The organism is Kitasatospora sp. LaBMicrA B282, assembly GCF_050325825.1.
Classification (GTDB): Bacteria; Actinomycetota; Actinomycetes; order Streptomycetales; family Streptomycetaceae; genus Kitasatospora.
On sequence record NZ_JBNQTI010000016.1, the window covers coordinates 44244 to 68148 of the forward strand.

Annotated in this window: 25 protein-coding genes; 22 read left to right on the forward strand and 3 right to left on the reverse strand. The window is 73.0% G+C overall.

Annotated elements, in window-relative coordinates; genetic code table 11:
- Window positions 1-45: 45 nt before the first annotated feature.
- The 8 genes from rpsK to glmM all read left to right on the forward strand — a co-directional run bounded on the left by rpsK (window position 46) and on the right by glmM (window position 7764).
- Window positions 46-453, forward strand: coding sequence for a 30S ribosomal protein S11 (gene rpsK, locus ACQRUO_RS07715; protein WP_014136257.1), 408 nt, complete (start codon window positions 46-48; stop codon window positions 451-453).
- Between the two features lie 126 nt (window positions 454-579).
- Window positions 580-1602 (forward strand): DNA-directed RNA polymerase subunit alpha, encoded by a 1023-nt coding sequence (locus tag ACQRUO_RS07720; RefSeq protein ID WP_101381400.1) that lies wholly within the window; start codon window positions 580-582, stop codon window positions 1600-1602.
- Between the two features lie 134 nt (window positions 1603-1736).
- Entirely contained in the window at window positions 1737-2219 is a 483-nt protein-coding gene (gene rplQ, locus ACQRUO_RS07725; protein WP_428314981.1) for a 50S ribosomal protein L17, read from the forward strand.
- 160 nt (window positions 2220-2379) lie between these two features.
- On the forward strand, window positions 2380-3291 hold the full coding sequence (gene truA, locus ACQRUO_RS07730; RefSeq protein WP_428314982.1) for a tRNA pseudouridine(38-40) synthase TruA: 912 nt from the start codon (window positions 2380-2382) through the stop codon (window positions 3289-3291).
- Between the two features lie 42 nt (window positions 3292-3333).
- Entirely contained in the window at window positions 3334-4998 is a 1665-nt protein-coding gene (locus ACQRUO_RS07735; protein WP_428314983.1) for an ABC-F family ATP-binding cassette domain-containing protein, read from the forward strand.
- 222 nt (window positions 4999-5220) lie between these two features.
- Window positions 5221-5664 (forward strand): 50S ribosomal protein L13, encoded by a 444-nt coding sequence (gene rplM, locus ACQRUO_RS07740; RefSeq protein WP_428314984.1) that lies wholly within the window; start codon window positions 5221-5223, stop codon window positions 5662-5664.
- Between the two features lie 42 nt (window positions 5665-5706).
- Complete coding sequence (gene rpsI / locus ACQRUO_RS07745; protein WP_428314985.1) at window positions 5707-6222, forward strand: 30S ribosomal protein S9; 516 nt, start codon at window positions 5707-5709, stop codon at window positions 6220-6222.
- A 177-nt stretch (window positions 6223-6399) separates the two neighbouring features.
- A complete protein-coding gene (gene glmM / locus ACQRUO_RS07750; protein WP_428314986.1) occupies window positions 6400-7764 on the forward strand; it encodes a phosphoglucosamine mutase in 1365 nt (454 codons plus the stop codon).
- A gap of 74 nt (window positions 7765-7838) precedes the next feature.
- Here the strand turns inward: glmM and coaA are convergent, their stop codons facing one another.
- On the reverse strand, window positions 7839-8837 hold the full coding sequence (gene coaA / locus ACQRUO_RS07755; protein WP_428314987.1) for a type I pantothenate kinase: 999 nt from the start codon (window positions 8835-8837) through the stop codon (window positions 7839-7841).
- Window positions 8838-8957: 120 nt separating this feature from the next.
- On the opposite strand from coaA, the gene glmS reads away from it, so the two are divergent.
- The 7 genes from glmS (at window position 8958) to ACQRUO_RS07790 (ending at window position 15944) form a co-directional block, all read left to right on the forward strand.
- Entirely contained in the window at window positions 8958-10814 is a 1857-nt protein-coding gene (gene glmS / locus ACQRUO_RS07760) for a glutamine--fructose-6-phosphate transaminase (isomerizing) (protein ID WP_428314988.1), read from the forward strand.
- Window positions 10815-10834: 20 nt separating this feature from the next.
- Entirely contained in the window at window positions 10835-11203 is a 369-nt protein-coding gene (locus tag ACQRUO_RS07765) for a holo-ACP synthase (RefSeq protein WP_428314989.1), read from the forward strand.
- A 10-nt stretch (window positions 11204-11213) separates the two neighbouring features.
- Window positions 11214-12677 carry an NAD(P)H-hydrate dehydratase gene (locus ACQRUO_RS07770; RefSeq protein WP_428314990.1) on the forward strand — a complete coding sequence of 488 codons (1464 nt, stop codon included), beginning with the start codon at window positions 11214-11216 and terminating at the stop codon, window positions 12675-12677.
- A gap of 35 nt (window positions 12678-12712) precedes the next feature.
- Window positions 12713-13873, forward strand: a complete 1161-nt coding sequence (gene alr / locus ACQRUO_RS07775; protein ID WP_428315012.1) for an alanine racemase — start codon at window positions 12713-12715, stop codon at window positions 13871-13873.
- Window positions 13870-14964, forward strand: coding sequence for an alpha/beta fold hydrolase (locus ACQRUO_RS07780; RefSeq protein ID WP_428314991.1), 1095 nt, complete (start codon window positions 13870-13872; stop codon window positions 14962-14964). Before alr ends, ACQRUO_RS07780 begins: the two co-directional genes overlap by 4 nt.
- A 118-nt stretch (window positions 14965-15082) precedes the next feature.
- Window positions 15083-15628 (forward strand): tRNA (adenosine(37)-N6)-threonylcarbamoyltransferase complex ATPase subunit type 1 TsaE, encoded by a 546-nt coding sequence (gene tsaE, locus ACQRUO_RS07785; RefSeq protein WP_428314992.1) that lies wholly within the window; start codon window positions 15083-15085, stop codon window positions 15626-15628.
- A 118-nt stretch (window positions 15629-15746) separates the two neighbouring features.
- Window positions 15747-15944 carry a hypothetical protein gene (locus ACQRUO_RS07790; RefSeq protein ID WP_428314993.1) on the forward strand — a complete coding sequence of 66 codons (198 nt, stop codon included), beginning with the start codon at window positions 15747-15749 and terminating at the stop codon, window positions 15942-15944.
- Here the strand turns inward: ACQRUO_RS07790 and ACQRUO_RS07795 are convergent.
- Entirely contained in the window at window positions 15890-16465 is a 576-nt protein-coding gene (locus ACQRUO_RS07795) for a L,D-transpeptidase (protein WP_428314994.1), read from the reverse strand. The two genes, ACQRUO_RS07790 and ACQRUO_RS07795, sit on opposite strands and share 55 nt — an antisense overlap.
- A 176-nt stretch (window positions 16466-16641) precedes the next feature.
- Between ACQRUO_RS07795 and tsaB the strand changes: the two genes are divergently transcribed.
- The 5 genes from tsaB (at window position 16642) to ACQRUO_RS07820 (ending at window position 20300) form a co-directional block, all read left to right on the forward strand.
- Window positions 16642-17295, forward strand: a complete 654-nt coding sequence (gene tsaB, locus ACQRUO_RS07800; protein ID WP_428314995.1) for a tRNA (adenosine(37)-N6)-threonylcarbamoyltransferase complex dimerization subunit type 1 TsaB — start codon at window positions 16642-16644, stop codon at window positions 17293-17295.
- Window positions 17292-17909, forward strand: a complete 618-nt coding sequence (gene rimI, locus ACQRUO_RS07805) for a ribosomal protein S18-alanine N-acetyltransferase (protein ID WP_428314996.1) — start codon at window positions 17292-17294, stop codon at window positions 17907-17909. The genes tsaB and rimI overlap by 4 nt, the downstream gene beginning before the upstream one ends.
- A complete protein-coding gene (gene tsaD / locus ACQRUO_RS07810; RefSeq protein ID WP_428314997.1) occupies window positions 17902-19002 on the forward strand; it encodes a tRNA (adenosine(37)-N6)-threonylcarbamoyltransferase complex transferase subunit TsaD in 1101 nt (366 codons plus the stop codon). The genes rimI and tsaD overlap by 8 nt, the downstream gene beginning before the upstream one ends.
- Window positions 19003-19034: 32 nt before the next feature.
- Window positions 19035-19280, forward strand: coding sequence for a hypothetical protein (locus tag ACQRUO_RS07815; protein ID WP_428314998.1), 246 nt, complete (start codon window positions 19035-19037; stop codon window positions 19278-19280).
- A gap of 105 nt (window positions 19281-19385) precedes the next feature.
- Window positions 19386-20300: a polysaccharide deacetylase family protein gene (locus tag ACQRUO_RS07820; protein ID WP_428314999.1), complete on the forward strand. Its 915-nt coding sequence runs from the start codon at window positions 19386-19388 to the stop codon at window positions 20298-20300.
- A 76-nt stretch (window positions 20301-20376) separates the two neighbouring features.
- On the opposite strand, the gene ACQRUO_RS07825 is transcribed toward ACQRUO_RS07820, so the two are convergent.
- The gene (locus ACQRUO_RS07825) at window positions 20377-21573 is read right to left on the reverse strand and encodes a THUMP-like domain-containing protein (protein ID WP_428315000.1); all 1197 of its coding nucleotides are present in this window, start codon (window positions 21571-21573) and stop codon (window positions 20377-20379) included.
- A gap of 208 nt (window positions 21574-21781) precedes the next feature.
- Between ACQRUO_RS07825 and groES the strand changes: the two genes are divergently transcribed.
- The gene (gene groES / locus ACQRUO_RS07830) at window positions 21782-22087 is read left to right on the forward strand and encodes a co-chaperone GroES (protein ID WP_110670585.1); all 306 of its coding nucleotides are present in this window, start codon (window positions 21782-21784) and stop codon (window positions 22085-22087) included.
- Window positions 22088-22214: 127 nt separating this feature from the next.
- Window positions 22215-23843, forward strand: a complete 1629-nt coding sequence (groL, locus tag ACQRUO_RS07835; RefSeq protein ID WP_428315001.1) for a chaperonin GroEL — start codon at window positions 22215-22217, stop codon at window positions 23841-23843.
- Window positions 23844-23905 lie beyond the last annotated feature (62 nt).

The window sequence follows — 23905 nt, forward strand, 5'->3', positions numbered from 1 at the left end:
CCCGCGGGTTAGCGGACCGACCACCTCAGTAGGAGAAACAGACTTATGCCCCCCAAGGGTCGTCAGGCTGCCGGCGCGAAGAAGATCCGCCGCAAGGAAAAGAAGAACGTCGCTCACGGCCACGCGCACATCAAGAGCACGTTCAACAACACGATCGTCTCGATCACGGACCCCTCGGGCAACGTGATCTCCTGGGCCTCTGCCGGTCACGTCGGCTTCAAGGGCTCGCGCAAGTCCACCCCGTTCGCCGCGCAGATGGCCGCCGAGGCCGCTGCCCGTCGGGCGCAGGAGCACGGCATGCGCAAGGTCGACGTCTTCGTGAAGGGTCCGGGCTCCGGCCGCGAGACCGCGATCCGTTCGCTCCAGGCCACCGGCCTCGAGGTCGGCTCGATCCAGGACGTCACCCCCACCCCGCACAACGGCTGCCGTCCGCCGAAGCGCCGCCGCGTCTGACGCTGCCCCGCTCGTGTGACTGATTTACCCCTCGCGTCCGGCCTCCCGCTCCCTGCGGGAGGCCGTACGCTTGGTTTGTTCGGCATCAAATAGTGGGTGCCGAAGACAACTGGAGGATCTGAAAACATGCTGATCGCTCAGCGTCCGTCGCTGACCGAAGAGGTCGTCGACGAGTACCGCTCGCGGTTCGTCATCGAGCCGCTCGAGCCGGGCTTCGGCTACACCCTCGGCAACTCGCTCCGCCGCACGCTCCTCTCCTCGATCCCGGGTGCCGCTGTCACCAGCATCCGCATCGACGGTGTCCTGCACGAGTTCACCACCGTGCCGGGCGTCAAGGAGGACGTCACCGACCTCATCCTGAACATCAAGCAGCTGGTCGTCTCCTCGGAGCACGACGAGCCGGTCGTGATGTACCTGCGCAAGCAGGGTCCGGGTGTGGTCACCGCCGCCGACATCGCGCCGCCGGCCGGTGTCGAGGTGCACAACCCCGAGCTGGTCCTCGCCACCCTGAACGGCAAGGGCAAGCTGGAGATGGAGCTGACCGTCGAGCGCGGTCGCGGCTACGTCTCCGCCGTGCAGAACAAGGCTTCCGGCCAGGAGATCGGCCGCATCCCGGTCGACTCGATCTACAGCCCCGTGCTGAAGGTCACCTACAAGGTCGAGGCCACCCGTGTCGAGCAGCGGACCGACTTCGACAAGCTGATCGTCGACGTCGAGACCAAGCCCGCCATGCGTCCGCGCGACGCCATGGCCTCGGCCGGCAAGACCCTGGTGGAGCTGTTCGGCCTCGCCCGCGAGCTGAACATCGACGCCGAGGGCATCGACATGGGCCCGTCCCCGACGGACGCCGCCCTGGCCGCCGACCTGGCGCTGCCGATCGAGGAGCTGGAGCTCACCGTCCGCTCCTACAACTGCCTCAAGCGCGAGGGCATCCACACCGTGGGTGAGCTCGTCGCCCGCTCCGAGGCCGACCTGCTCGACATCCGCAACTTCGGCGCGAAGTCGATCGACGAGGTCAAGGCGAAGCTGGCCGGCATGGGCCTGGCCCTCAAGGACAGCCCGCCCGGATTCGACCCGACCGCGGCCGCCGACGCCTTCGGCGCCGACGACCTGGACGACCAGGGTTACGCCGAGACCGAGCAGTACTGACAGACTTGTGGCGGGGGTGGCCCCAGCGGGCCGCCCCCACCTCAATGCAAGGAAACTAAGCCGTCCGGGCACCTGCGCCCGGCCGCCCGTTCCGGTACCTGACACGGCCGGATTCGGAGATACAAGGAGCTACCATGCCCCGTCCCACGAAGGGTGCCCGCCTCGGTGGCGGCCCGCACCACGAGCCGCTGCTCCTCGCCGGCCTGTGCCGCGAGCTGTTCCAGTACGGCCGCATCACCACGACCGAGGCCAAGGCCCGTCGGATGCGCCCGCTGGCGGAGAAGCTGATCACCAAGGCGAAGGCCGGCGACATCCACAACCGTCGCATCGTCCGCAAGACGATCACCGACGTCGCCGTGCTGCACACCCTCTTCACCGAGATCGCGCCGCGCTACGAGAACCGCCCGGGTGGCTACACCCGCATCACCAAGATCGGCACCCGTCGTGGCGACAACGCCCCGATGGCCGTGATCGAGCTGGTCGAGGCGCTGACCGTCGCGCAGACCGCCGTCGGTGAGGCCGAGGCCGCCACCAAGCGCGCCGTCAAGGAGGCCGACGAGGCCAAGGTCGAGGCTCCGGCCGACGCCGCCCCGGCCGACGAGGCCGAGCAGGCCTGACGCCGGTAGGTGCAGCTCACCGAAGAACAGTGAGCACGGGCCCGTTTCCCCGCTTCGGCGGGGGAGCGGGCCCGTTCCCGTGTCCGGGCCAAGCCCGTGTCCAGGCCAAGCGAGTGTCAAGGCCCGTGTCCGGACCCGTCCCGGGTCCAGAGGAGTTGAAGTGGTGAACGACTGCGCCGAGCCGGCGCCGGTGAAGGACGGACCGGCCGAGGGGTACCGGCGGATCCGGCTCGACCTGGCCTACCACGGGGCCGAGTTCTCCGGCTGGGCCCGCCAGCGCGGGCGGCGGACCGTGCAGGAGGAGATCGAGAGCGCACTGCAGGTGGTCACCCGCAGCCCCGAGCTCTTCCCGCTGACCGTGGCCGGGCGCACCGACGCCGGGGTGCACGCCCGCGGCCAGGTCGCGCACGTGGACCTGCCCGAGGAGGTCTGGGCCCAGCACGGCGAGAAGCTGCTGCGCCGGCTGGCCGGGCGGCTGCCCGCCGACGTGCGGATCTACCGGGTGGGCGAGGCGCCGGCCGGCTTCGACGCGCGGTTCGCGGCGATCTGGCGGCGCTACGCGTACCGGGTGGCCGACCACCCGGGCGGGGTGGACCCGCTGCTGGGCGGGCACGTGCTCTGGCACGACCGGCCGCTGGACCTGGCGAGGATGAACGCGGCGGCCGAGCTGCTGCTGGGCGAGCACGACTTCGCCGCCTACTGCAAGAAGCGCGAGGGCGCGACCACCATCCGCACCCTGCTGGAGCTGCACTGGGACCGGGTGCCGGTGGACCCGTACGCGGCCCAGGAGGGCTCGCTCGCGGTGGCCACCGTGCGGGCCGATGCCTTCTGCCACAACATGGTCCGGGCGCTGGTCGGCGCGATGCTGCTGGTCGGCGACGGGCACCGGCCGGTGGAGTTCCCCGGCGAGGTGCTGCGCGGCGGGGTGCGCAACAGCGCGGTCAACGTGATCCGGCCCTACGGGCTGACCCTGGAGGAGGTCGGCTACCCGGCCGACGACCAGCTGGCCGAGCGCAACCGGCTGGCCCGCCGGATGCGCACGCTGCCCGGGCAGCAGCCGGTGCAGCCCTAATCCATTTGGTGGGCCCGGGGGGGCATAGGACAATTCCCACTCATGGGACACGTCGAGATTTCACACCTGGAGTACTACCTGCCGGACGGACGGGTGCTGTTCGACGACGCGTCCTTCCGGGTCGGCGAGGGCGCGGCGGTCGCGCTGGTCGGCGCCAACGGGGCCGGCAAGACCACCCTGCTGCGGATGATCGCGGGGGACGTGCAGCCGCACGGCGGCACCGTCACGGTCTCCGGCGGGCTCGGCGTGATGCGCCAGTTCGTCGGCACCACCGGTCGGGAGGACCTGCGCGAGACGCCGGGCGCGCTGCCGCCGGACGCCTCGGTACGCGACCTGCTGGTCTCGGTGGCCCCGCCGCGGATCGCGGCGGCCGCCAAGGCGGTGGACGCGGCCGAGCTGGCGATGATGGCGCAGGACGACGAGAAGTCGCAGATGGCCTACGCCCAGGCGCTCTCCGACTGGGCCGACGCGGGTGGCTACGACTACGAGACCGACTGGGACGTCTGCACCACCGCGGCGCTCGGCCTGCCCTTCGACAAGGCCCAGTTCCGCGGCCTGAACACGCTCTCCGGCGGCGAGCAGAAGCGCCTGGTGCTGGAGTGCCTGCTGCGCGGCCCGGACGAGGTGCTGCTGCTCGACGAGCCGGACAACTACCTCGACGTCCCGGGCAAGCGCTGGCTGGAGGAGGCCATCAAGGCCACCGGCAAGACCGTGCTCTACATCTCGCACGACCGCGAGCTGCTCTCCCGCACCGCCGACAAGATCATCAGCGTGGAGACCGGTTTCGGTGGCGGCGGCAGCTCGGTCTGGGTGCACGGCGGCGGCTTCGACTCCTTCCACGAGGCCCGCAAGGAGCGGTTCGCCCGCTTCGAGGAGCTCGGCCGCCGCTGGGACGAGGAGCACGCCAAGCTGAAGAAGCTGGTGGTCTCGCTGCGCCAGGCGGCCTCGGTCAGCCACGCGCTGGCCACCCGCTACGCGGCCGCGCAGACCCGGCTGAAGAAGTTCGAGGAGGCCGGCCGCCCCGAGGAGCCGCCGCGCGAGCAGAACATCACCATGCGGCTCAAGGGCGGCCGCACCGGCGTGCGGGCGCTCACCCTGGAGAACCTGGAGCTCACCGGCCTGATGCAGCCCTTCGACCTGGAGGTCTTCTACGGCCAGCGGGTCGCGGTGCTCGGCTCCAACGGCTCCGGCAAGTCGCACTTCCTGCGGCTGCTGGCCGGCGACGAGACGGTGCGCCACGGCGGCACGGTCAAGCTCGGCGCCCGGGTGGTGCCGGGCCACTTCCGGCAGACCCACGCCCACCCCGAGCTGTTCGGGCGCACGGTGCGCTCGATCGTCGAGGAGGAGCACGCGCTGGACCGCAAGGCGGCGATGAGCGCGCTGCGCCGCTACGAGCTGGACCGGCAGGAGGAGCAGAAGTTCGAGTCGCTCTCCGGCGGCCAGCAGGCCCGGCTGATGATCCTCAAGCTGGAGCTGGAGGGGGTCACCGCACTGCTGCTGGACGAGCCGACCGACAACCTGGACCTGGAGAGCGCCGAGGCGCTGCAGGAGGCGCTGGAGTCCTTCGAGGGCACCGTGCTCTGCGTCACCCACGACCGCTGGTTCGCCCGGACCTTCGACCGCTTCCTGGTCTTCGGCGCTGATGGGCGGGTCTACGAGTCGCCGGAGCCGGTCTGGGACGAGACCCGGGTGCGCCGCGACCGTTGAGCCGATCGTCGCCGGGATTTGGCCTGGCCTTGCCGAACCGGTAGGCTGAGCACTTGTTGTGCGTATTGGCTCGCTCCATCTCACGTGAGAGGTCGGTACGCCGGAGTCAAAACTGGTCGATGACCAGCGGCTCCGCTTGATTGCGTCCAAGCGGACCAGGCTGATCCTCTCGTCCCAAGTGCTCCTGTCAGACACACTCACTGAAAAGCGAAGGCTACGACCGTGCGTACGTACAGCCCCAAGCCCGGCGACGTCCAGCGTCAGTGGCACGTCATCGACGCGACCGACGTCGTGCTCGGCCGCCTGGCCTCCCAGGTCGCCAACCTCCTGCGGGGCAAGCACAAGGCGATCTACGCGCCGCACGTTGACACTGGTGACTTCGTCATCATCATCAACGCCGACAAGGTGCACCTGTCCGGGAACAAGAAGACCCAGAAGCTGGCCTACCGTCACAGCGGTTTCCCGGGCGGTCTCCGCTCGGTCCGCTACGACGACCTGCTGGCGAACAACCCGGAGAAGGCCGTCGAGAAGGCCATCAAGGGCATGATCCCCAAGAACAGCCTGGGCCGTCAGATGCTCTCGAAGCTGAAGGTCTACTCGGGCCCGCAGCACCCGCACGCTGCCCAGCAGCCGGTGCCGTTCGAGATCACCCAGGTCGCGCAGTAATTCCGGCCACCAAGCCCTAACGAAGAAGAGCTGAGGAACAACGTGGCCGAGAACGCTGCCATCGAGACCCCCCTGGACATCGAGCTCGACGAGGAGTACACCGAGTACACCTCCGAGGGCGAGGAGTCGTCCTACACCTCCGAGTCGCTGGCCGGCCGCTTCAGCGAGGCCATCCCCGGCGCCGGTCTGGGCCGTCGCAAGGAGGCGATCGCCCGCGTGCGCATCGTCCCCGGCACCGGCACCTGGAAGATCAACGGTCGCACCCTGGAGAACTACTTCCCCAACAAGGTGCACCAGCAGACCGTGAACGAGCCCTTCAAGCTCCTCGAGCTGGACGGCCGTTACGACGTCATCGCGCGCATCGCGGGCGGCGGCGTCTCCGGTCAGGCCTACGCGCTGCGCCTCGGCGTGGCCCGTGCGCTGAACGAGGCGGACGTGGACAACAACCGCGGCCCGCTCAAGAAGGCCGGCTTCCTGACCCGCGACGCCCGCGCCGTCGAGCGCAAGAAGGCCGGTCTCAAGAAGGCCCGCAAGGCCCCGCAGTACAGCAAGCGCTAGTCACCACCCGGGGTGCGTACCTCCCTTGGTGCGCACCCCCAGGTGGGACCCACGCCCCGGAGCACTTATCGTGCTCCGGGGCGTTGTGTTCCCCGGCCCGGTCAGGCGGCCGGGGACCCCTACCCACCCGGCGGCCCTCCCCCCTCCGCCCGGTGGCCGGCAACGAAGGACGGGACTGTGGCACGACTCTTCGGTACGGACGGCGTACGCGGCGTGGCAAACGTTGGGCTCACCGCCGAACTGGCGCTGGGCCTGTCGATGGCCGCCGCGCACGTGCTGGGCGACGCGGGCGGCGGACGGCGCCCGGTGGCGGTGGTGGGCCGGGACCCGCGCGCCTCCGGTGAGTTCCTGGAGGCGGCGGTGATCGCCGGGCTGGCCGGTTCCGGCGTGGACGTGCTGCGGGTCGGCGTGCTGCCCACCCCGGCGGTCGCCTACCTGACCGGGGCGCTCGGCGCGGACTTCGGCGTGATGCTCTCCGCCAGCCACAACGCGATGCCGGACAACGGGATCAAGTTCCTGGCCCGCGGCGGCCACAAGCTGGACGACGCGATCGAGGACGCGATCGAGGCCGACTACCGGCACCACGTCTCCGGCGCCGAGCCGCAGCGCCCCCGTCCGACCGGTGCCGAGGTCGGCCGGGTGCACGAGTACACCGAGGGCTTCGACAAGTACGTCGCCCACCTGGTGGCCGTGCTGCCCAACCGGCTGGACGGCGTCAGGGTGGTCATCGACGGCGCGCACGGCGCCGCGGCCCGGGTGGCCCCGGAGGCCTTCGCCCGGGCCGGCGCCGAGGTGGTCTACACCCTGGGCGCCGAGCCGACCGGCCTCAACATCAACGACGGCGTCGGCTCCACCCACCTGGACGGGCTGCGCCAGGCGATGCGCGAGCACCGGGCGGACCTGGGCATCGCGCTGGACGGCGACGCCGACCGCTGCCTGGCCGCGGACGCCGACGGCAACGAGGTGGACGGCGACCAGATCATCGCGATCCTCGCGGTCGCCATGCGCGAGGCCGGCACGCTGCGCGGCAACACCGCGGTCGGCACCGTGATGGCCAACCTCGGCTTCAAGCTGGCGATGGAGCGCGAGGGGATCGCCCTGGTCGAGACGGCGGTGGGGGACCGCTACGTGCTGGAGGCGATGAAGGAGCACGGCTACGCGCTGGGCGGCGAGCAGTCCGGCCACGTGATCCTGCTGGACCACGCGACCACCGGCGACGGCACCCTGACCGGCCTGATGCTGGGCGCCCGACTGGCCGCCACCAAGCAGCCGCTGGCCGACCTGGCCACCGTGATGACCCGGCTGCCGCAGGTGCTGATCAACGTCAAGGGCGTGGACAAGGGCCGGGTGGCCGGCTGCGAGGAGCTGACCACGGCGGTCAAGGCCGCCGAGGTGGAGCTGGGCGGCACCGGGCGGGTGCTGCTGCGGCCGTCCGGGACCGAGCCGGTGGTCCGGGTGATGGTCGAGGCGGCCGACCACGACCAGGCCGAGCGGGTGGCCGAGCAACTGGCCGGCGTGGTCCGCGAGCAGCTGGCGATCTGACGGTCCGAAGGCCCTGAAGGCCTGTGGGTTCGACGCCATGCGGTGCGTCGATCCCACAGGCCGTCAGCGTCTGCTCAGAGCTTGCGCAGCAGCGCGCGGCGGACCTTGTGGTCGGCGCCCTTCTGCAGGACCAGGGTGGCCCGGCCGCGGGTGGGCAGCACGTTCTCCAGCAGGTTGGGCTTGTTGATGGTGCGCCAGACCTGGCGGCCGTACTCCATCGCCTCCTCCTCCGGCACCTCGGTGAACCGGCGGAAGTAGGAGTTGGGGTCCTGGAAGGCGGTGTCCCGCAGCTTCTTGAAGCGGGACAGGTACCAGTTCTCGATGTCGTCGGTGCGGGCGTCCACGTAGATCGAGAAGTCGAAGTAGTCCGCCACCGCCAGCCGGGTGCGGCCGTCGGTGCCGGGCAGCGCCGGCTGCAGCACGTTCAGGCCCTCGACGATCAGGATGTCCGGGCGCTGCACCACCAGCCGCTCCTCGGGCACGATGTCGTACACCAGGTGCGAGTAGACCGGCGCGCTGACCTGCTCCCGGCCCGCCTTCACGTCCGCCACGAAGCGCATCAGCGCGCGGCGGTCGTAGGACTCCGGGAAGCCCTTGCGGGCCATCAGGCCGCGCCGGCGCAGCTCGGCGTTGGGCAGCAGGAAGCCGTCGGTGGTGACCAGCTCGACCCGCGGGTGCTCGGGCCAGCGGGCCAGCAGGGCCTGCAGCAGGCGGGCGGTGGTGGACTTGCCGACCGCCACCGAGCCGGCCACGCCGATGATGAACGGGGTCCGGGTGCGCTCGGTGTCCGGGGTGTCCAGGAAGGTGCCCAGCGCGCCGCGCAGCTCGTGGGTGGCGTGGATGTAGAGGTTGAGCAGCCGGGAGAGCGGCAGGTAGACGTCGCGGACCTCGTCCAGGTCCAGTGCTGTGCCGAGACCGCGCAGCTGCTCCACCTCGGCCGCGGTGAGCGGCAGCGGGGTGCGGTCGCGCAGGGCGCTCCACTCGGCCCGGGAGAGGTCGACGTACGGCGACGGCGACGGGCTGGGCGTCGAGGGGGCGCCCTGGCTACAGAGTTCGGTCAGCACGTGGTCCATTGTGGTCCGTCGACGACGGGGGCGGTGCTGTGGTGTCGGTCACTGGGGGTGGCCACCAGGACGGCCCGGGTGAAACTCTGGCGCACCTCTGGCCCGGGGCGCGCCCTTATGCTGACACATATGTGCGGAATTGTTGGCTACGTGGGCGCTCAGCCCGCGCTCGAAGTAGTGATCGCAGGGCTGCAGCGCCTGGAGTACCGAGGGTACGACTCGGCAGGTGTGGCCGTGCTGACGGCGGACCCCACGGGGCAGTGGGCTCTCGCCACCGACAAGCGAGCCGGAAAGCTCGTCAACCTGGAGAAGTCGCTCGCCGAGAACCCCCTCCCCGGCGGCACCACCGGCATCGGTCACACCCGTTGGGCCACCCACGGCGGCCCGACCGATGCCAACGCCCACCCCCACCTGGACGACCACGGCAAGGTCGCGGTGGTCCACAACGGGATCATCGAGAACTTCGCCCAGCTCCGGGCCGAGCTGACCGAGCGCGGCCACACGCTGCGCTCGGAGACCGACACCGAGGTGGTCGCCCACCTGCTCGCCGAGTCCTACCAGGGCGACCTGGCCGAGGCGATGCGCACCGTGTGCCGCCGGCTCGAGGGCGCCTTCACCCTGGTCGCGGTGCACGCGGACGCCCCCGGCACGGTGGTCGGCGCCCGGCGCAACTCCCCGCTGGTGGTCGGCCGCGGGGTCGGCGAGAACTTCCTGGCCTCCGACGTGTCCGCGTTCATCGCGCACACCCGCGAGGCCATCGAGCTGGGCCAGGACCAGGTCGTCGAACTGACCGCCGACGCGGTCCGGGTGACCGACTTTCACGGCAACCAGGCCGAGGTCCGCGAGTACCACGTGGACTGGGACGCCTCGGCCGCCGAGAAGGGCGGCTACGACTACTTCATGCTCAAGGAGATCGCCGAGCAGCCGAAGGCGGTCGCCGACACCCTGCTGGGCCGGATCGGCACCGACGGCCGGCTGACCCTGGACGAGCTGCGGATACCGGACTCGGTGCTGCGCGAGGTCGACAAGGTCGTCATCGTGGCCTGCGGCACCGCCTTCCACGCCGGCATGATCGCCAAGTACGCGATCGAGCACTGGACCCGGATCCCCTGCGAGGTCGAGGTGGCCTCCGAGTTCCGCTACCGGGACCCGATCCTGGACCAGCGCACCCTGGTGGTCGCGATCTCCCAGTCCGGCGAGACCATGGACACCCTGATGGCGCTGCGGCACGCCCGCGAGCAGGGCGCCCGGGTGCTGGCGATCTGCAACACCAACGGCTCGACCATCCCGCGCGAGTCGGACGCGGTGCTCTACACCCACGCCGGGCCCGAGGTGGCGGTCGCCTCCACCAAGGCCTTCCTCACCCAGCTGGTCGCCTGCTACCTGGTGGCGCTCTACCTCGGCCAGGTGCGCGGCACCAAGTGGGGCGACGAGATCTCCGCGGTGATCCAGGAGCTGTCCGACGCGCCGCGCCAGGTCGAGCAGGTGCTCGGCACCATGGAGCCGGTGCGCGAGCTGGCCCGGTCGCTGGCCGACGCCCGCTCGGTGCTCTTCCTCGGCCGGCACGTCGGCTTCCCGGTGGCCCTGGAGGGCGCGCTCAAGCTCAAGGAGCTGGCGTACATGCACGCCGAGGGCTTCGCGGCGGGCGAGCTCAAGCACGGCCCGATCGCGCTGATCGAGCAGGGGCTGCCGGTGGTCGTGGTGGTGCCCTCGCCGCGCGGCCGCTCGCTGCTGCACGACAAGATCGTCTCCAACATCCAGGAGATCCGGGCCCGCGGTGCGCGGACCATCGTGATCGCCGAGGACGGCGACGACGCGGTGGTGCCGTACGCCGACCACCTGATCCGGATCCCGGCCACCCCGACGCTGCTCCAGCCGCTGGTGGCCACCGTGCCGCTGCAGGTCTTCGCCTGCGAGCTGGCCACCGCCAAGGGCCACGAGGTGGACCAGCCGCGCAACCTCGCCAAGTCGGTGACGGTGGAGTAGCACCGGCTATCGTCGGTCGGGTGATCATCGGAGTAGGAACCGACGTCGCCTCGATCGACCGCTTCGCCGCCTCGCTGACCCGCACCCCCGGGCTCGGCGAGCGGCTCTTCACCGCGGCCGAGCGGCTGCTGCCCGACGGGCAGCAGCGCTCGGCCGCCTCGCTCGCCGCCCGGTTCGCCGCCAAGGAGGCGGTGGCCAAGGCGCTCGGCGCTCCACCCGGCCTGGAGTGGCACCACTGCGAGGTGCACAGTGAGCCCTCCGGCCGTCCCTTCCTGCACGTCACCGGCACGGTGGCGGCCAAGGCGGCGGAACTCGGGGTGCGCCGCTGGCACCTGTCGCTCAGCCACGACGCGGGCGTGGCCACGGCGATGGTCGTCGCCGAAGGGTAGTTTCAGCGCCATGCGCCTAGCTCACACCGTCGACCAGGTCCGGGCCGCCGAGGCCGAACTCGCCGGGCAGCCGCTGATGGAACGGGCCGCCGCCGGCCTGGCCGCGGCCTGCGCCCGGCTGCTGGTCCGCCGCCGCGGCCGGGTCTACGGCAGCCGGGTGCTGGTGCTGGCCGGCAGCGGCGACAACGGCGGTGACGCGCTGCTCGCCGCGGCCCGGCTGGCCCGGCGCGGCGCGGCGGTCGACGCGGTGCTGCTCAGCCCCGAGCGGGCGCACCCCGGCGGGGTGGCCGCGGTGCGGGCGGCCGGCGGCCGGCTGCTCACCGACCCCGAGACCGGTACGGCCGCCTTCCGCCGCGCCGACCTGATCCTGGACGGGATCGTCGGCATCGGCGGCCGCGGCGGCCTGCGCCCGGCCGCCGAGCCCTACGCCCGCGCGCCGCGCACCGGACTGCTGGTCGCGGTGGACCTGCCCAGCGGGGTGGACGCCGACACCGGCGAGGTGGCGGGGCAGGCGTTGCGGGCGGACGTGACCGTCACCTTCGGCACCCACAAGCCCGGCCTGCTGATCGACCCGGGCGCCGGGTACGCCGGGGTGGTGCAGCTGGTGCCGATCGGGCTGCGCCCGCCGGCGGCACCGGTCGAGGCGCTGCAGCACGCCGACCTGGCCGCGCTGCTGCCGGTGCCGGGCACCGAGAGCGACAAGTACCGGCGCGGGGTGCTCGGCGTGCTGGCCGGCTCCGAGCGCTACCCGGGGGCGGCGCTGCTCGCGGTGGCCGGCGCGCTGCACGGCGGCGCGGGTGCGGTGCGCTACCAGGGTCGGCCGGCCGAGGAGGTGGTGCGGCGGCATCCCGAGGTGCTGCTCACCACCGGGCGGGTGCAGGCCTGGGTGGTCGGCCCCGGCTCCGGCGACGACACGCCCGAGGCGCTGGACGACGCGCTGGCGAGCGAGGTCCCGGTGCTGGTGGACGCCGACGGGCTGACCGAACTGGCCCGCCGCGGCCCCGCCGCCCTGGCCGGCCGCACCGCCCCCACCCTGCTCACCCCGCACGCCGGCGAGGCGGCCCGGCTGCTCGGCGACGGCACCACCGCCGACCGGGTGGCCGCCGCCCGGCTGCGGCACGCCCGCGAGCTGGCCGCCCGGTACGGCGCGACCGTGCTCCTCAAGGGCTCCACCACGGTGGTCGCCCGGCCGGACGGCACCGCCCGGGTGAACCCCACCGGGACCGCCTGGCTGGCCACCGCGGGCAGCGGCGACGTGCTGGCCGGGCTGGCCGGCGCGCTGCTCGCCGCCGGACTGCCCCCCTTCGACGCCGCCCCGGCCGCCGCCTACCTGCACGGCCTGGCGGGCCGGCTGGCCGCCGGCGCGCCCGGTGCGCCGATCACCGCGCAGGAGGTCGCCGCCGCGCTGCCGGCCGCCTGGCGGGACGCAGTCCAGGGGGGTCGGGCGGTGCCCGCCGAAGGTCTGGGAGACTGAGTCCGATGACAACTGCGAAGACGACCGGGACCACCATGCTCGCCGAGGGCGTGCGCGCCGAGGTGGCCGTCGACCTGGCCGCCCTGCGCGGCAACCTCGCCGCCCTGCGCGGGAAGGCGCCGAGCGCGGACCTGATGGCCGTGGTGAAGGCCGACGGCTACGGCCACGGCGCGCTGCCCTGCGCCCTGGAGGCGCTGGCCTCCGGGGTGCGCTGGCTCGGCACCGCCACGCCGGAGGAGGCGCTGGCGCTGCGGGCCGCGGGCATCGCCCCCGAGCAGGCGCGGATCCTGTGCTGGCTGTGGACGCCCGGCGGCCCGTGGGCCCAGGCGCTGCGGGCCCGCATCGACGTCTCGGTGAGCGGCCAGTGGGCGCTGACCGAGCTGCTGGAGGCGGTGCGCGCCACCGGCATCCCGGCCCGGGTCCACCTGAAGGCCGACACCGGACTGGGCCGCAACGGCTGTCAGCCGCACGACTGGCCCGAGCTGGTCGGCGCGGCGCTGCGGGCCGAGGCCGAGGGGCTGCTCCAGGTGGTCGGCATCTGGTCGCACTTCGCCTGCGCCGACGAGCCGGGCCACCCCTCGGTCCGGGCCCAGCAGGAGGCCTTCGCCGCGATGCTGGCCTACGCCGAGCGGGCCGGCGCCGCGCCCGAGGTCCGGCACCTCGCCAACTCGCCCGCCACCCTGCTGTATCCGGAGAGCCACTACGACCTGGTCCGCACCGGGCTGGCGATGTACGGGGTCTCCCCGGTGCCCGAGGTCGGCTCCCCGGCGGACTTCGGGCTGCGCCCGGTGATGTCGCTCAGCGCCCGGCTGGCGCTGGTCAAGCAGGTGCCCGGCGGGCACGGCGTCAGCTACGGGCACCAGTACCACACCCAGGGCGAGACCACCCTGGGCCTGGTGCCGGTCGGTTACGCCGACGGCATCCCGCGACACGCCAGCTCCACCGGCCAGGTGCAGGTGGCGGGCAAGTGGCGGACGGTGGCCGGCCGGGTCGCGATGGACCAGTTCGTGGTGGACCTGGGCGGCGACACCCCCGAGGTCGGCGAGCAGGTGCTGATCTTCGGCAACGGCGAGCGCGGCGAGCCGACCGCCGAGGACTGGGCCCGGGCCAGCGGCACCATCGCCTACGAGATCGTCACCCGGATCGGCTCCCGGGTGCCGCGCCGCTACCTGGGCGGGACCGGGGCGCTCGGGTGAGCGAGGAGGCCGGTGGGGGCGTCAGTCGGGCGGGCCTGATCGGCCTCTCGCTCGGCGTGGCCGCCGCCGGCGCGGCGGCCGGGGTGGCGATCGAACGCCTCACCCTGGGCCGGGCCCGTCGACGGGCCCGCGAACGGCTGGACGCCGCCGCCCCCTTCGGCTCGCTGCGCGGCCGGCCGCGGACCGTGACCGCCGCCGACGGCACCGCCCTCCACTGCGAGCTGGACGGTCCCGCCGACGCCCCGCTGACCGTGGTCTTCTGCCACGGCTACTGCCTCAACCAGGACGTGTACCACTTCCAGCGGGCCGCGCTGCGCTCCGACGGGGTGCGGCTGCTCTTCTGGGACCAGCGCAGCCACGGCCGCTCCGAGCGCTCGCGCTCCTACCTGGCCGGTGAGCCCGCCTCGATCGACCAGCTGGGCGAGGACCTGCGGGCGGTGCTGGACGCCCTGGTGCCGACCGGGCCGATCGTGCTGGTCGGCCACTCGATGGGCGGCATGACCGTGATGGCGCTGGCCGACCGCCACCCCGAGCTGTTCCGCGACCGGGTGGCCGGGATGGCGCTGATCGGCACCACGGCCGGCGGCTGGGACACCGTGACCTTCGGCCTGCCCCCGGTGGGCAGCCGGGTGTGGCGCCGGGTCGGGCCGGGCGTGGTGCGGCTGCTGGGCAGCCAGGTGGGCCTGGTCGAGGCGACCCGCCGGCTGGGCTCGGACGTGGCCGCGGTCTTCTACCGCCGGTTCTCCTTCGGCGGTGACGGCCGGGACGTCGACCCGGCGGTCGCCCGGTTCGCCGAGCAACTGCTGGACAGCACCCCGATCGACGTGGTCGCCGAGTTCTACCCGGCGTTCGCGGTCCACGACAAGGCGGCCGCGCTGGCCGCGCTGGCCGACCTGCCGGTGCTGGTGCTGGCCGGCACCGAGGACCTGCTCACCCCGGTCGGCCACAGCGAGGCGATCGCCGCCGCGCTGCCGGAGGCCCGTCTGGTGCTGGTCCCGGGCACCGGGCACCTGGTGATGCTCGAGCGCCCCGAAGAGGTCAACACCCGGCTGCTGGAGCTGATCCGGCAGGCGGGCGGCCCGCTCGGCTGAGCCGCGGCACACCGCGCTGCCGCCGTGATGTGGCACCGTTGGGCGCAGCGACGGTCCCACCGGGGCTACGCGGCGCGCGGCACAGCCGAGCAGCGAGCAGCACAGACGAAGAGGAGCCATGGGCGTCCACACCACTCTCACCGTTCCCACGCCCGAGGAGATGACCGGCCTCGGCCGCCGGCTGGCCGGGGTGCTGCGGCCCGGCGACCTGGTCCTGCTCTCCGGGGAGCTGGGCGCCGGGAAGACCACGCTGACCCGCGGGCTGGGCGAGGGGCTCGGGGTGCGCGGCGCGGTGACCTCGCCGACCTTCGTGATCGCCCGGGTGCACCCGTCGCTGGCCGGCGGGCCCGCGCTGGTGCACGTGGACGCCTACCGGCTCGGCGGCGGGCTGGACGAGATGGAGGACCTCGACCTGGACGTCTCGCTGCCCGAGTCGGTGATCGTGGTCGAGTGGGGCGAGGGCAAGGTCGAGCAGCTCTCCGAGGACCGGCTGGAGGTGCGGATCGAGCGCGCCCTGGGCGGCGCCGAGCAGGCCCCCGAGGAGGCCCCCGAGAAGGCCACCGAGGAGACCCCCGAAGAGGTCGGTCCCGATCTGCGCCGGGTGACCCTCAGCGGCCTGGGCGGCCGCTGGCACGGGGTGGACCTGGCGGGGCTGGCCGACTGATCGGCCGGGCCGCGTCGGCGAAACTTTCCGACAGCGTGTCGGCAACGTGTTGCAGCGGTCGTCGCCGCCGTGGTGGGATGGACCCTGCAGTTAGGTGTGCCTAACTAGGGAGTCCGCCATGCAGAGCAGCACCCCCGCCGCCGCCCCGAGCCGGCCGACCCGCCAGCACCTCGATCCGGAGCGGGTCCCGATGGACCGGCTGCTCGCCGCCACCGCCGCGGCCGCCGCGGTGTGCACCCCGCCGGCGCCGGGCGAGCCGGCTCAGCCGACCACCTGCACCCGGGTGCCCATCGGGGCGAAGTCCCAGAGCGTCTGACCGTCACCCCGGTCGGTCCGGATCCCGCCGGTCTTGCCCTTCGGGTCGGGACTCGGCGCGGCCTCGTCCAGGGCCGCGCTGAACCCGAAGACCACACCACCCTGCTGGGTGAACCGGACCACGTGCTCGATCTGCCGCCCGTCGGTCCCGCTGGCGGTGGCGGAGCGGCTGTAGACCGTGTAGCTGCCGGGCGTCGGGTTGACCGAGCCGCCGGTGACCGGGAAGGCGGCCTGGACCTCCGGGGTCTTCTTCGGGTCGACCAGCCAGACCTCGCGGGCACCGATCGAGTAGACCACCCGCCGGGTGCCGCCCTCGGCCGCCTTGGGCAGCGGCGGCACGCCGGGGGAGGCGGAGCCGCTCGGGCTCGGCGAGTCGCCCGGCGTGCCGCTCGCGCTGGGCGGCGGCTGGGCGGCCAGGGCCTTGCCGGCGGTGCCCTCGGCCTGGACGGCGAGCAGGGTGACCACCGCCAGCGCGCTCAGGGTCAGACCGGCGACCGCGATTGCAGGACCCTTGATCGCCACCGCGCACTCCACTTGTTCGTCGGGTTGTCCGTCGGGCTCTCCACCTGTCGTGCGCCCCATCGTGCCAGGTTCCGCAGCGGCAGCCGGGACCCGTTGAACGTGTGTTCCGTATCAGGACAAAGGGTCGAGGAGCGGTCGGCGCCGGGGACGCTCCGGCGACCCTCTAACCTGGATCCGTGCTGCTGCTCGCCTTCGACACCGCTACCCCTGCCGTCACCGCCGCCGTCCACGACGGCGCGGCCGTCCTGGCGCAGACCTACCAGGTCGACGCCCGACGCCACGGCGAACTGCTGCTTCCCTCGATCGAGCGGGTGCTCGCGGAGGCGGGCGTGGACAAGCGGGAGCTGACCGCGCTCGCGGTCGGCGTCGGCCCCGGCCCCTACACCGGCCTGCGGGTCGGCCTGGCCACCGCCGCCGCGCTCGGCCACGCGCTCGGCCTGCCGGTGCACGGCGTCTGCACGCTGGACGCGATCGCCCACCAGGCTCGCGGGCAGGGGCGCACCGGCCCGTTCACCGCGGCCACCGACGCGCGCCGCAAGGAGGTCTACTGGGCCGACTACGACGCCGCCGGGCGCCGGGTCGAGGGCCCGGCGGTGGACCGGCCCGGCGACCTGGCCCGCCGCGAGGTCTCGGTCGGCGCGGGCGCACTGCTCTACCCGGAGACCTTCCCGGGCGCGCACGGCCCCGAGCACCTGTCGGCCGGCGCGCTGGCCGACTTCGCGGTGCACGAGCTGGCGGCCGGGCGCGAGCTGCTGCCGCCGCTGCCGCTCTACCTGCGCCGCCCCGACGCCCAGGTGCCCGCCGGCTACAAGGCGGTGCTGCCGGCGTGACCGCGGGGACCCGCACCGCGCGCATCACGCTGCGTGCGATGCGCTGGTGGGACATCGCCCCGGTGCTGGAGCTGGAGCCGCTGCTCTTCCCCGAGGACGCCTGGTCGGCCGGGATGTACTGGTCGGAGCTGGCCGACGCGCACCCCGGCGGCAGCCGGCACTACACGGTGGCCACCACCGAGGAGGGCGTCATCGTCGGCTACGCCGGGCTGATGGCGGTGGGCGCCGAGGCGGACGTGCAGACCATCGGGGTCGACGACCGCTACCAGGGCCGCGGGCTGGGTGCGGCGCTGCTCGCCGACCTGATCGAGGAGGCCGCCCGGCGCGGCTGCACCGAACTGCTGCTGGAGGTGCGGATCGACAACTTCCGCGCGCAGCGGCTCTACGAGCGCTTCGGCTTCGCCCCGGTCGGCATCCGGCGCGGCTACTACCAGCCGGCCAACGTCGACGCGCTGGTGATGAAGCTGGACCGGCTGGACGCGCCCGACCCGGACGCGACCGTCCCGATCGACAGCGAGCCGATCGACGGCGAGCCGATCGACACGGAGCCGAACGACGGCGAGCCGACCGAGCACGAGCCGAACGAGAACGACACCGAGGAAGACCATGGCTGACGAACCGCTCGTCCTGGGCATCGAGACCTCCTGCGACGAGACCGGCGTCGGCATCGTGCGGGGCACGACCCTGCTGGCCGACGCGGTGGCCTCCAGCGTCAACGACCACGCCCGGTTCGGCGGCGTGGTCCCGGAGATCGCCAGCCGGGCGCACCTGGAGGCGATGGTCCCCACCATCCAGCGCGCGCTGGACACCGCCGGGATCAAGGCGAGCGACCTGGACGGCATCGCGGTCACCGCCGGCCCCGGCCTGGCCGGCGCGCTGCTGGTCGGCGTGAGCGCCGCCAAGGCCTACGCCTGGGCGCTGGACAAGCCGCTCTACGGGGTCAACCACCTCGCCTCGCACATCTGCGTGGACCAGCTGGAGCACGGCCGGCTGCCCGAGCCGACGATGGCGCTGCTGGTCTCCGGCGGCCACTCCTCGCTGCTGCTCACCGGCGACATCACTTCCGACGTGCGCCCGCTCGGCGCCACCATCGACGACGCGGCCGGCGAGGCCTTCGACAAGGTGGCCCGGGTGCTCGGCCTCGGCTTCCCGGGCGGCCCGGTGGTGGACCGGATGGCCCGGGAGGGCGACCGCAAGGCGGTGCACTTCCCGCGCGGCCTGACCGGCCCCAAGGACCCGGAGTACGACTTCTCCTTCTCCGGCCTGAAGACCGCGGTGGCCCGCTGGGTGGAGGCCAAGCGGCGGGCCGGCGAGGAGGTGCCGGTGGCGGACGTCGCGGCCTCCTTCCAGGAGGCGGTCACCGACGTGCTGACCCGCAAGGCGATCAAGGCCTGCCGGGACAACGACGTGGACCACCTGATGATCGGCGGCGGGGTGGCGGCCAACTCGCGGCTGCGCGCGATGGCCGAGCAGCGCTGCGAGCGGGCCGGCATCCGGCTGCGGGTGCCGCGCCCGGGCCTGTGCACGGACAACGGGGCGATGGTGGCCGCGCTCGGCGCGGAGATGGTCTGGCGCAACCGGCCGGCCTCCTCCTTCGACCTCTCGGCGGACTCCTCGCTGCCGGTCACCGAGGTCTCGGTGCCGGCCGCGGCGCACGGCGACGTGCACGGCGCGGCGTACCGCGCGCTGGACGGCGGCGAGCAGTGAGCACGGCGGGGGCGGGGCCGACCGAGGCGTCGATGTGGGAGGCCAAGGCGGCCGCCGGGCGCGGCGCCGAGCTGCTGGCCTGGGCCCGGGAGCACGCGCTGCCGGCCGGCGCGGCGCGGGTCGAGCTGTTCAGCGCGCCGGGGGACCGGGTGCTGGTGATCAGCTGGTGGCCGGCGGGCGTCGACCCGGCGGCGCCGGCCGAGCCGCCGTCGGACCTGTTGGCCCGTCCGGTGCACCGCTGGGGTTTCCGCAGCGAGTACCTGGTCGAGGAGCGGTAGCGTTCGGAGCCGAACGACGGCGGTGGCCCGGGGTGGGTCACCGGACAGCGGGGCGGGTCGGACGGAACGGTCGGCCGGCGGGAACGAGCGAGGGGGCGGGACGCCGTGACGAGCAAGCACCGGAGCCGGTGGACGGCGGGCACGGCGGGGGCGCTCGCGCTGACCGCCGCGGTGGCGGTCAGCGGCTGCGGCGGCAGCGGTGGCGGGACGAAGAACGCGGCCCCGGAGCCGAGCCAGGCCGTCCCGGCGGCCCCGGCAGCCGCCGGCTCCCCGTCCGCTGCCGCGTCCGCCACGGCCGCCGCGGGTCAGGTGTCGGACGCCGCCTGGGCCAAGTGGAACCTGAAGCCGCTGCCCGCCGCGCCGCAACCGCCGGCCGACAAGCCGGTCAAGCTCGCCCGCACCGGCCAGGTGCCGGTGATCAGCAACATCCCCACCACCGACAAGGTGGTCTTCGTGACCATCGACGACGGTGAGGAGAAGGACCCGCAGTTCATCCAGATGATGAGCGACCTGAAGGTCCCGATCACCATGTTCCTGATGGACGACGCGATCAAGAACGACTACGGCTACTTCAAGCCGTTGCAGGCCGCCGGCAACCACATCCAGAACCACACGCTGCACCACCCGGCGATGAGCACCAAGTCGGCCGCGGTGCAGAAGAGCGAGGTCTGCGGCGACCAGCAGGTGCTCACCCAGCAGTACGGGACGGCGCCGTTCCTGTTCCGTCCGCCCTACGGCGACGGCGCCAACTCGGCGACGCTGAACAACGCCGTCCAGCAGTGCGGTCCGCGGGCCGTCGTGCTGTGGCGCGAGAGCATGCAGATCCACGACATGCAGTACCAGGCCGCCGACAAGAAGCTGAGGCCCGGCGACATCATCCTGGCCCACTTCCGCGGGCCCAAGGACCTCAAGGGCGAGACCATGACCCAGATGTTCGGCGAACTGCTCAGCCGGATCCAGGAGCAGGGCTTCGCGGTGGGCCGGCTGGAGGACTACGTCCAGGCCCCGCCGGCCGGCTGACCGTCCGCCGGCTGAGCGCCCGCCGGCTGAGTGTCCGTCGAGGGACCGGACGCCGAGGGACCGGCCGGCCGCCGCTCTACGGCTGCCGGAGCTCGCGCGCCAGCAGCATGACCGGGGTGGTGCCGATCCGGGTGAGCAGCACCACCGCCGCGTTCGGCCCCTGCGGGCGGAGCTTGCGCCGCAGCTCGTCCGGCTCGACCGCGAAGCCGCGCTTCTTGATCACCAGGGTGCCGACCGCCCGCTCGCGCAGCAGCGCCTTGAGCTTCTTGACGTTGAACGGGAGTTCGTCGGTGATCTCGTAGGCGGCGGCGTACGGGGTGGGCGTCAGCCGGTCCGAGGTCAGGTAGGCGATGTGCGGGTCGAGCAGGGTCGCGCCGCCGAGCAGGTCGGCCACCTCGGCGACCAGGTGGGCGCGGATCACCGCGCCGTCCGGCTCGTAGAGGTAGCGCCGCAGCGGGCCGGCCGGCGGGTCGGGCAGCCGGCCGCCGGTCAGGCTGTGGCCGCCCGGCAGTCGCCCGCCGAGCAGCGTCGCCCGGTGCGGGGCGTCGGCCGGCGCGCCGGTGCCGAACCAGAGCACCGCCTCCTTGACGTCGCCGCCGTCCGAGACCCACTCCGCCTCGGCGTCCGCGGGCACCGCCTCGTGCGGGATGCCGGGGGCCACCTTGAGCGCGCCGAACCGGGTGGCCCGGCCGGCCTCGATCGCCCAGGAGAGCGGCGGCGAGTAGGCCTCCGGGTCGAAGATCCGGCCGCGGGCGCCGCGCCGGGCGGGGTCGGTGAAGACCGCGTCATAGCCGGCGGTGTCCACCTCGGTGACGTCGGCGCAGCGCACCTCGACGAGGTCGGCCAGGCCCAGTGCGGCGGCGTTGGCGGCGGCCACCGCGCAGGTCACCGGGTCCCGGTCGACCGCGGTGACCGCGATGCCGGCCCGGGCCAGGGCGATCGCGTCGCCGCCGATGCCGCCGCACAGGTCGGCCAGCCGGCGCACCCCGAGCGCGGCGAACCGCTGCGCGCGCCAGTCGGCCACGGTGCGGCGGGTGGCCTGTTCCACGCCGTCGGGGGTGAAGTACATCCGTTCGGCGTCGTCCCCGAACTTGGCCCGGGCCCGCTGCCGCAGCCGCTCCTGGCCGAGGGCGGCGGAGACCAGCTCCGCCGGGTGGTCGCGGCGCAGCCGGGTGGCCAGCGCCAGCTCCTCGCCGGGCGTGCAGCCACGGGTCTGGGCCAGCAGCTGCCGGCCTTCGGGGGTCAGCAGCGCGTCGATGATCTCGGTCTCCACCTGCACATTGTCCCGGGTCCCGGAATTCCCGGGCGCGCCGTTGGCACTCTGGTTGACTGAGTGCTAACCGCGGCCTAAGGTCGTTCCTGGCACTCTCCCCCGGGGGAGTGCTAACGCGACAGTACCGGCCTGACCCCCGCGACGGCAGGCCGCCGGTCGCCCACCTACCTGTTAGACAACCCCGTAATCTCCGAAGGGGAGCTCGGACGTGACCACCAGCAGCAAGGTTGCCATCAAGCCGCTTGAGGACCGCATCGTGGTCCAGCCGCTCGACGCCGAGACCACCACGGCCTCCGGCCTGGTTATCCCGGACACCGCCAAGGAGAAGCCCCAGGAGGGCGTCGTCCTGGCCGTCGGCCCGGGCCGCTTCGAGGACGGCCAGCGTCTGCCGCTCGACGTCGCCGTCGGCGACGTCGTCCTGTACTCGAAGTACGGCGGCACCGAGGTCAAGTACCAGGGCGAGGAGTACCTGGTCCTGTCGGCCCGCGACGTTCTCGCCATCATCGAGAAGTAAGCAGCCGGCGAACCCCAAGGGTTCGTTTCGCCCGCCCCGGATCCGTGTCAGGTGTGACAGGGGCCGGGGCGCGGCTGTTGGCAGCACCTGACGTCACGTAACGCAATTTCCTGAGGAAGACGGAATCATGGCGAAGATCCTGCAGTTCGACGAGGACGCCCGCCGCTCGCTGGAGCGCGGTGTCAACAAGCTGGCCGACACGGTCAAGGTGACCATCGGCCCCAAGGGCCGCAACGTCGTCATCGACAAGAAGTTCGGTGCCCCGACGATCACCAACGACGGTGTCACCATCGCCCGCGAGGTCGAGCTGGACGACCCGTACGAGAACCTCGGCGCGCAGCTGGTCAAGGAGGTGGCCACCAAGACCAACGACGTCGCGGGTGACGGCACCACCACCGCCACCGTGCTGGCCCAGGCCCTGGTCAACGAAGGCCTGCGCAACGTCGCCGCCGGTGCCGGCCCGGCCGCCCTGAAGAAGGGCATCGACAAGGCCGTCGCCGCCGTCTCCGAGCACCTGCTCTCGATCGCCCGCGAGATCGAGGGCAAGGACGACGTCGCCGCCGTCGCCTCGCTCTCGGCCCAGGACACCCAGGTCGGCGAGCTGATCGCCGAGGCGATCGACAAGGTCGGCAAGGACGGTGTGATCACCGTCGAGGAGTCCAACACCTTCGGCGTGGAGCTCGACTTCACCGAGGGCATGCAGTTCGACAAGGGCTACCTGTCGCCGTACTTCGTCACCGACCAGGAGCGTCAGGAGGCGGTCCTGGAGGACCCGTACATCCTGATCAACCAGAGCAAGATCTCCTCGATCCAGGAGCTGCTCCCGCTGCTGGAGAAGATCCTGCAGGGCGGCGCGGCCAAGCCGCTGCTGATCATCGCCGAGGACGTGGACGGCGAGGCGCTCTCCACCCTGGTGGTCAACAAGATCCGCGGCACCTTCAACGCGGTGGCCGTCAAGGCCCCGGGCTTCGGTGACCGCCGCAAGGCCATCCTCGGCGACCTGGCCACCCTCACCGGTGCCACCGTCATCTCCGAGGAGGTCGGCCTCAAGCTCGACCAGGCCGGTGTCGAGGTGCTCGGCACCGCCCGCCGGGTGACCATCACCAAGGACGAGACCACCATCGTCGACGGTGCCGGTGACTCCGAGGCCGTGGCCGGTCGGGTCGCCCAGATCAAGGCCGAGATCGCCGCCACCGACTCCGACTGGGACCGCGAGAAGCTGCAGGAGCGCCTGGCCAAGCTGGCCGGCGGGGTCTGCGTGATCAAGGTCGGCGCCGCCACCGAGGTCGAGCTCAAGGAGCGCAAGCACCGCCTGGAGGACGCCATCTCCGCGACCCGCGCCGCGGTCGAGGAGGGCATCGTGGCCGGCGGTGGCGCCTCGCTGGTGCACGCCGCCAAGGTGCTGGAGGACGGCCTGGGGCTGACCGGCGACGAGGCCACCGGTGTCGCGGTGGTCCGCCGCGCGCTGGTCGAGCCGCTGCGCTGGATCGCCCAGAACGCCGGCCTCGAGGGCTACGTCATCACCTCCAAGGTCGCCGACCTGGAGGCCGGTCACGGCTACAACGCGGCCACCGGCGAGTACGGCGACCTGGTGAAGGCCGGCGTCATCGACCCGGTCAAGGTCACCCGCTCCGCCCTGGAGAACGCCGCCTCGATCGCCTCCCTGCTGCTCACCACCGAGACCCTGGTGGTGGAGAAGAAGGAGGACGAGGCGGAGGCCGCCGGCCACTCGCACGGCCACGGCCACTCGCACTGACGCCTGACGCCTGACGGCAGGTTTCCCGGCCCGGTCCGCCCCCGCACCCGCGGGGGCGGACC

What these genes read in the sequence shown, in the direction of transcription:
- rpsK (WP_014136257.1), top strand. Translation starts at nt 46, where the DNA reads ATGCCCCCCAAGGGTCGTCAGGCTGCCGGCGCGAAGAAGATCCGCCGC.
- ACQRUO_RS07720 (WP_101381400.1), top strand. Translation starts at nt 580, where the DNA reads ATGCTGATCGCTCAGCGTCCGTCGCTGACCGAAGAGGTCGTCGACGAG.
- rplQ (WP_428314981.1), top strand. Translation starts at nt 1,737, where the DNA reads ATGCCCCGTCCCACGAAGGGTGCCCGCCTCGGTGGCGGCCCGCACCAC.
- ACQRUO_RS07735 (WP_428314983.1), top strand. Translation starts at nt 3,334, where the DNA reads ATGGGACACGTCGAGATTTCACACCTGGAGTACTACCTGCCGGACGGA.
- coaA (WP_428314987.1), bottom strand. Translation starts at nt 8,837, where the DNA reads ATGGACCACGTGCTGACCGAACTCTGTAGCCAGGGCGCCCCCTCGACG.
- glmS (WP_428314988.1), top strand. Translation starts at nt 8,958, where the DNA reads ATGTGCGGAATTGTTGGCTACGTGGGCGCTCAGCCCGCGCTCGAAGTA.
- ACQRUO_RS07770 (WP_428314990.1), top strand. Translation starts at nt 11,214, where the DNA reads ATGCGCCTAGCTCACACCGTCGACCAGGTCCGGGCCGCCGAGGCCGAA.
- alr (WP_428315012.1), top strand. Translation starts at nt 12,713, where the DNA reads ATGCTCGCCGAGGGCGTGCGCGCCGAGGTGGCCGTCGACCTGGCCGCC.
- tsaE (WP_428314992.1), top strand. Translation starts at nt 15,083, where the DNA reads ATGGGCGTCCACACCACTCTCACCGTTCCCACGCCCGAGGAGATGACC.
- ACQRUO_RS07790 (WP_428314993.1), top strand. Translation starts at nt 15,747, where the DNA reads ATGCAGAGCAGCACCCCCGCCGCCGCCCCGAGCCGGCCGACCCGCCAG.
- tsaD (WP_428314997.1), top strand. Translation starts at nt 17,902, where the DNA reads ATGGCTGACGAACCGCTCGTCCTGGGCATCGAGACCTCCTGCGACGAG.
- ACQRUO_RS07815 (WP_428314998.1), top strand. Translation starts at nt 19,035, where the DNA reads ATGTGGGAGGCCAAGGCGGCCGCCGGGCGCGGCGCCGAGCTGCTGGCC.
- groL (WP_428315001.1), top strand. Translation starts at nt 22,215, where the DNA reads ATGGCGAAGATCCTGCAGTTCGACGAGGACGCCCGCCGCTCGCTGGAG.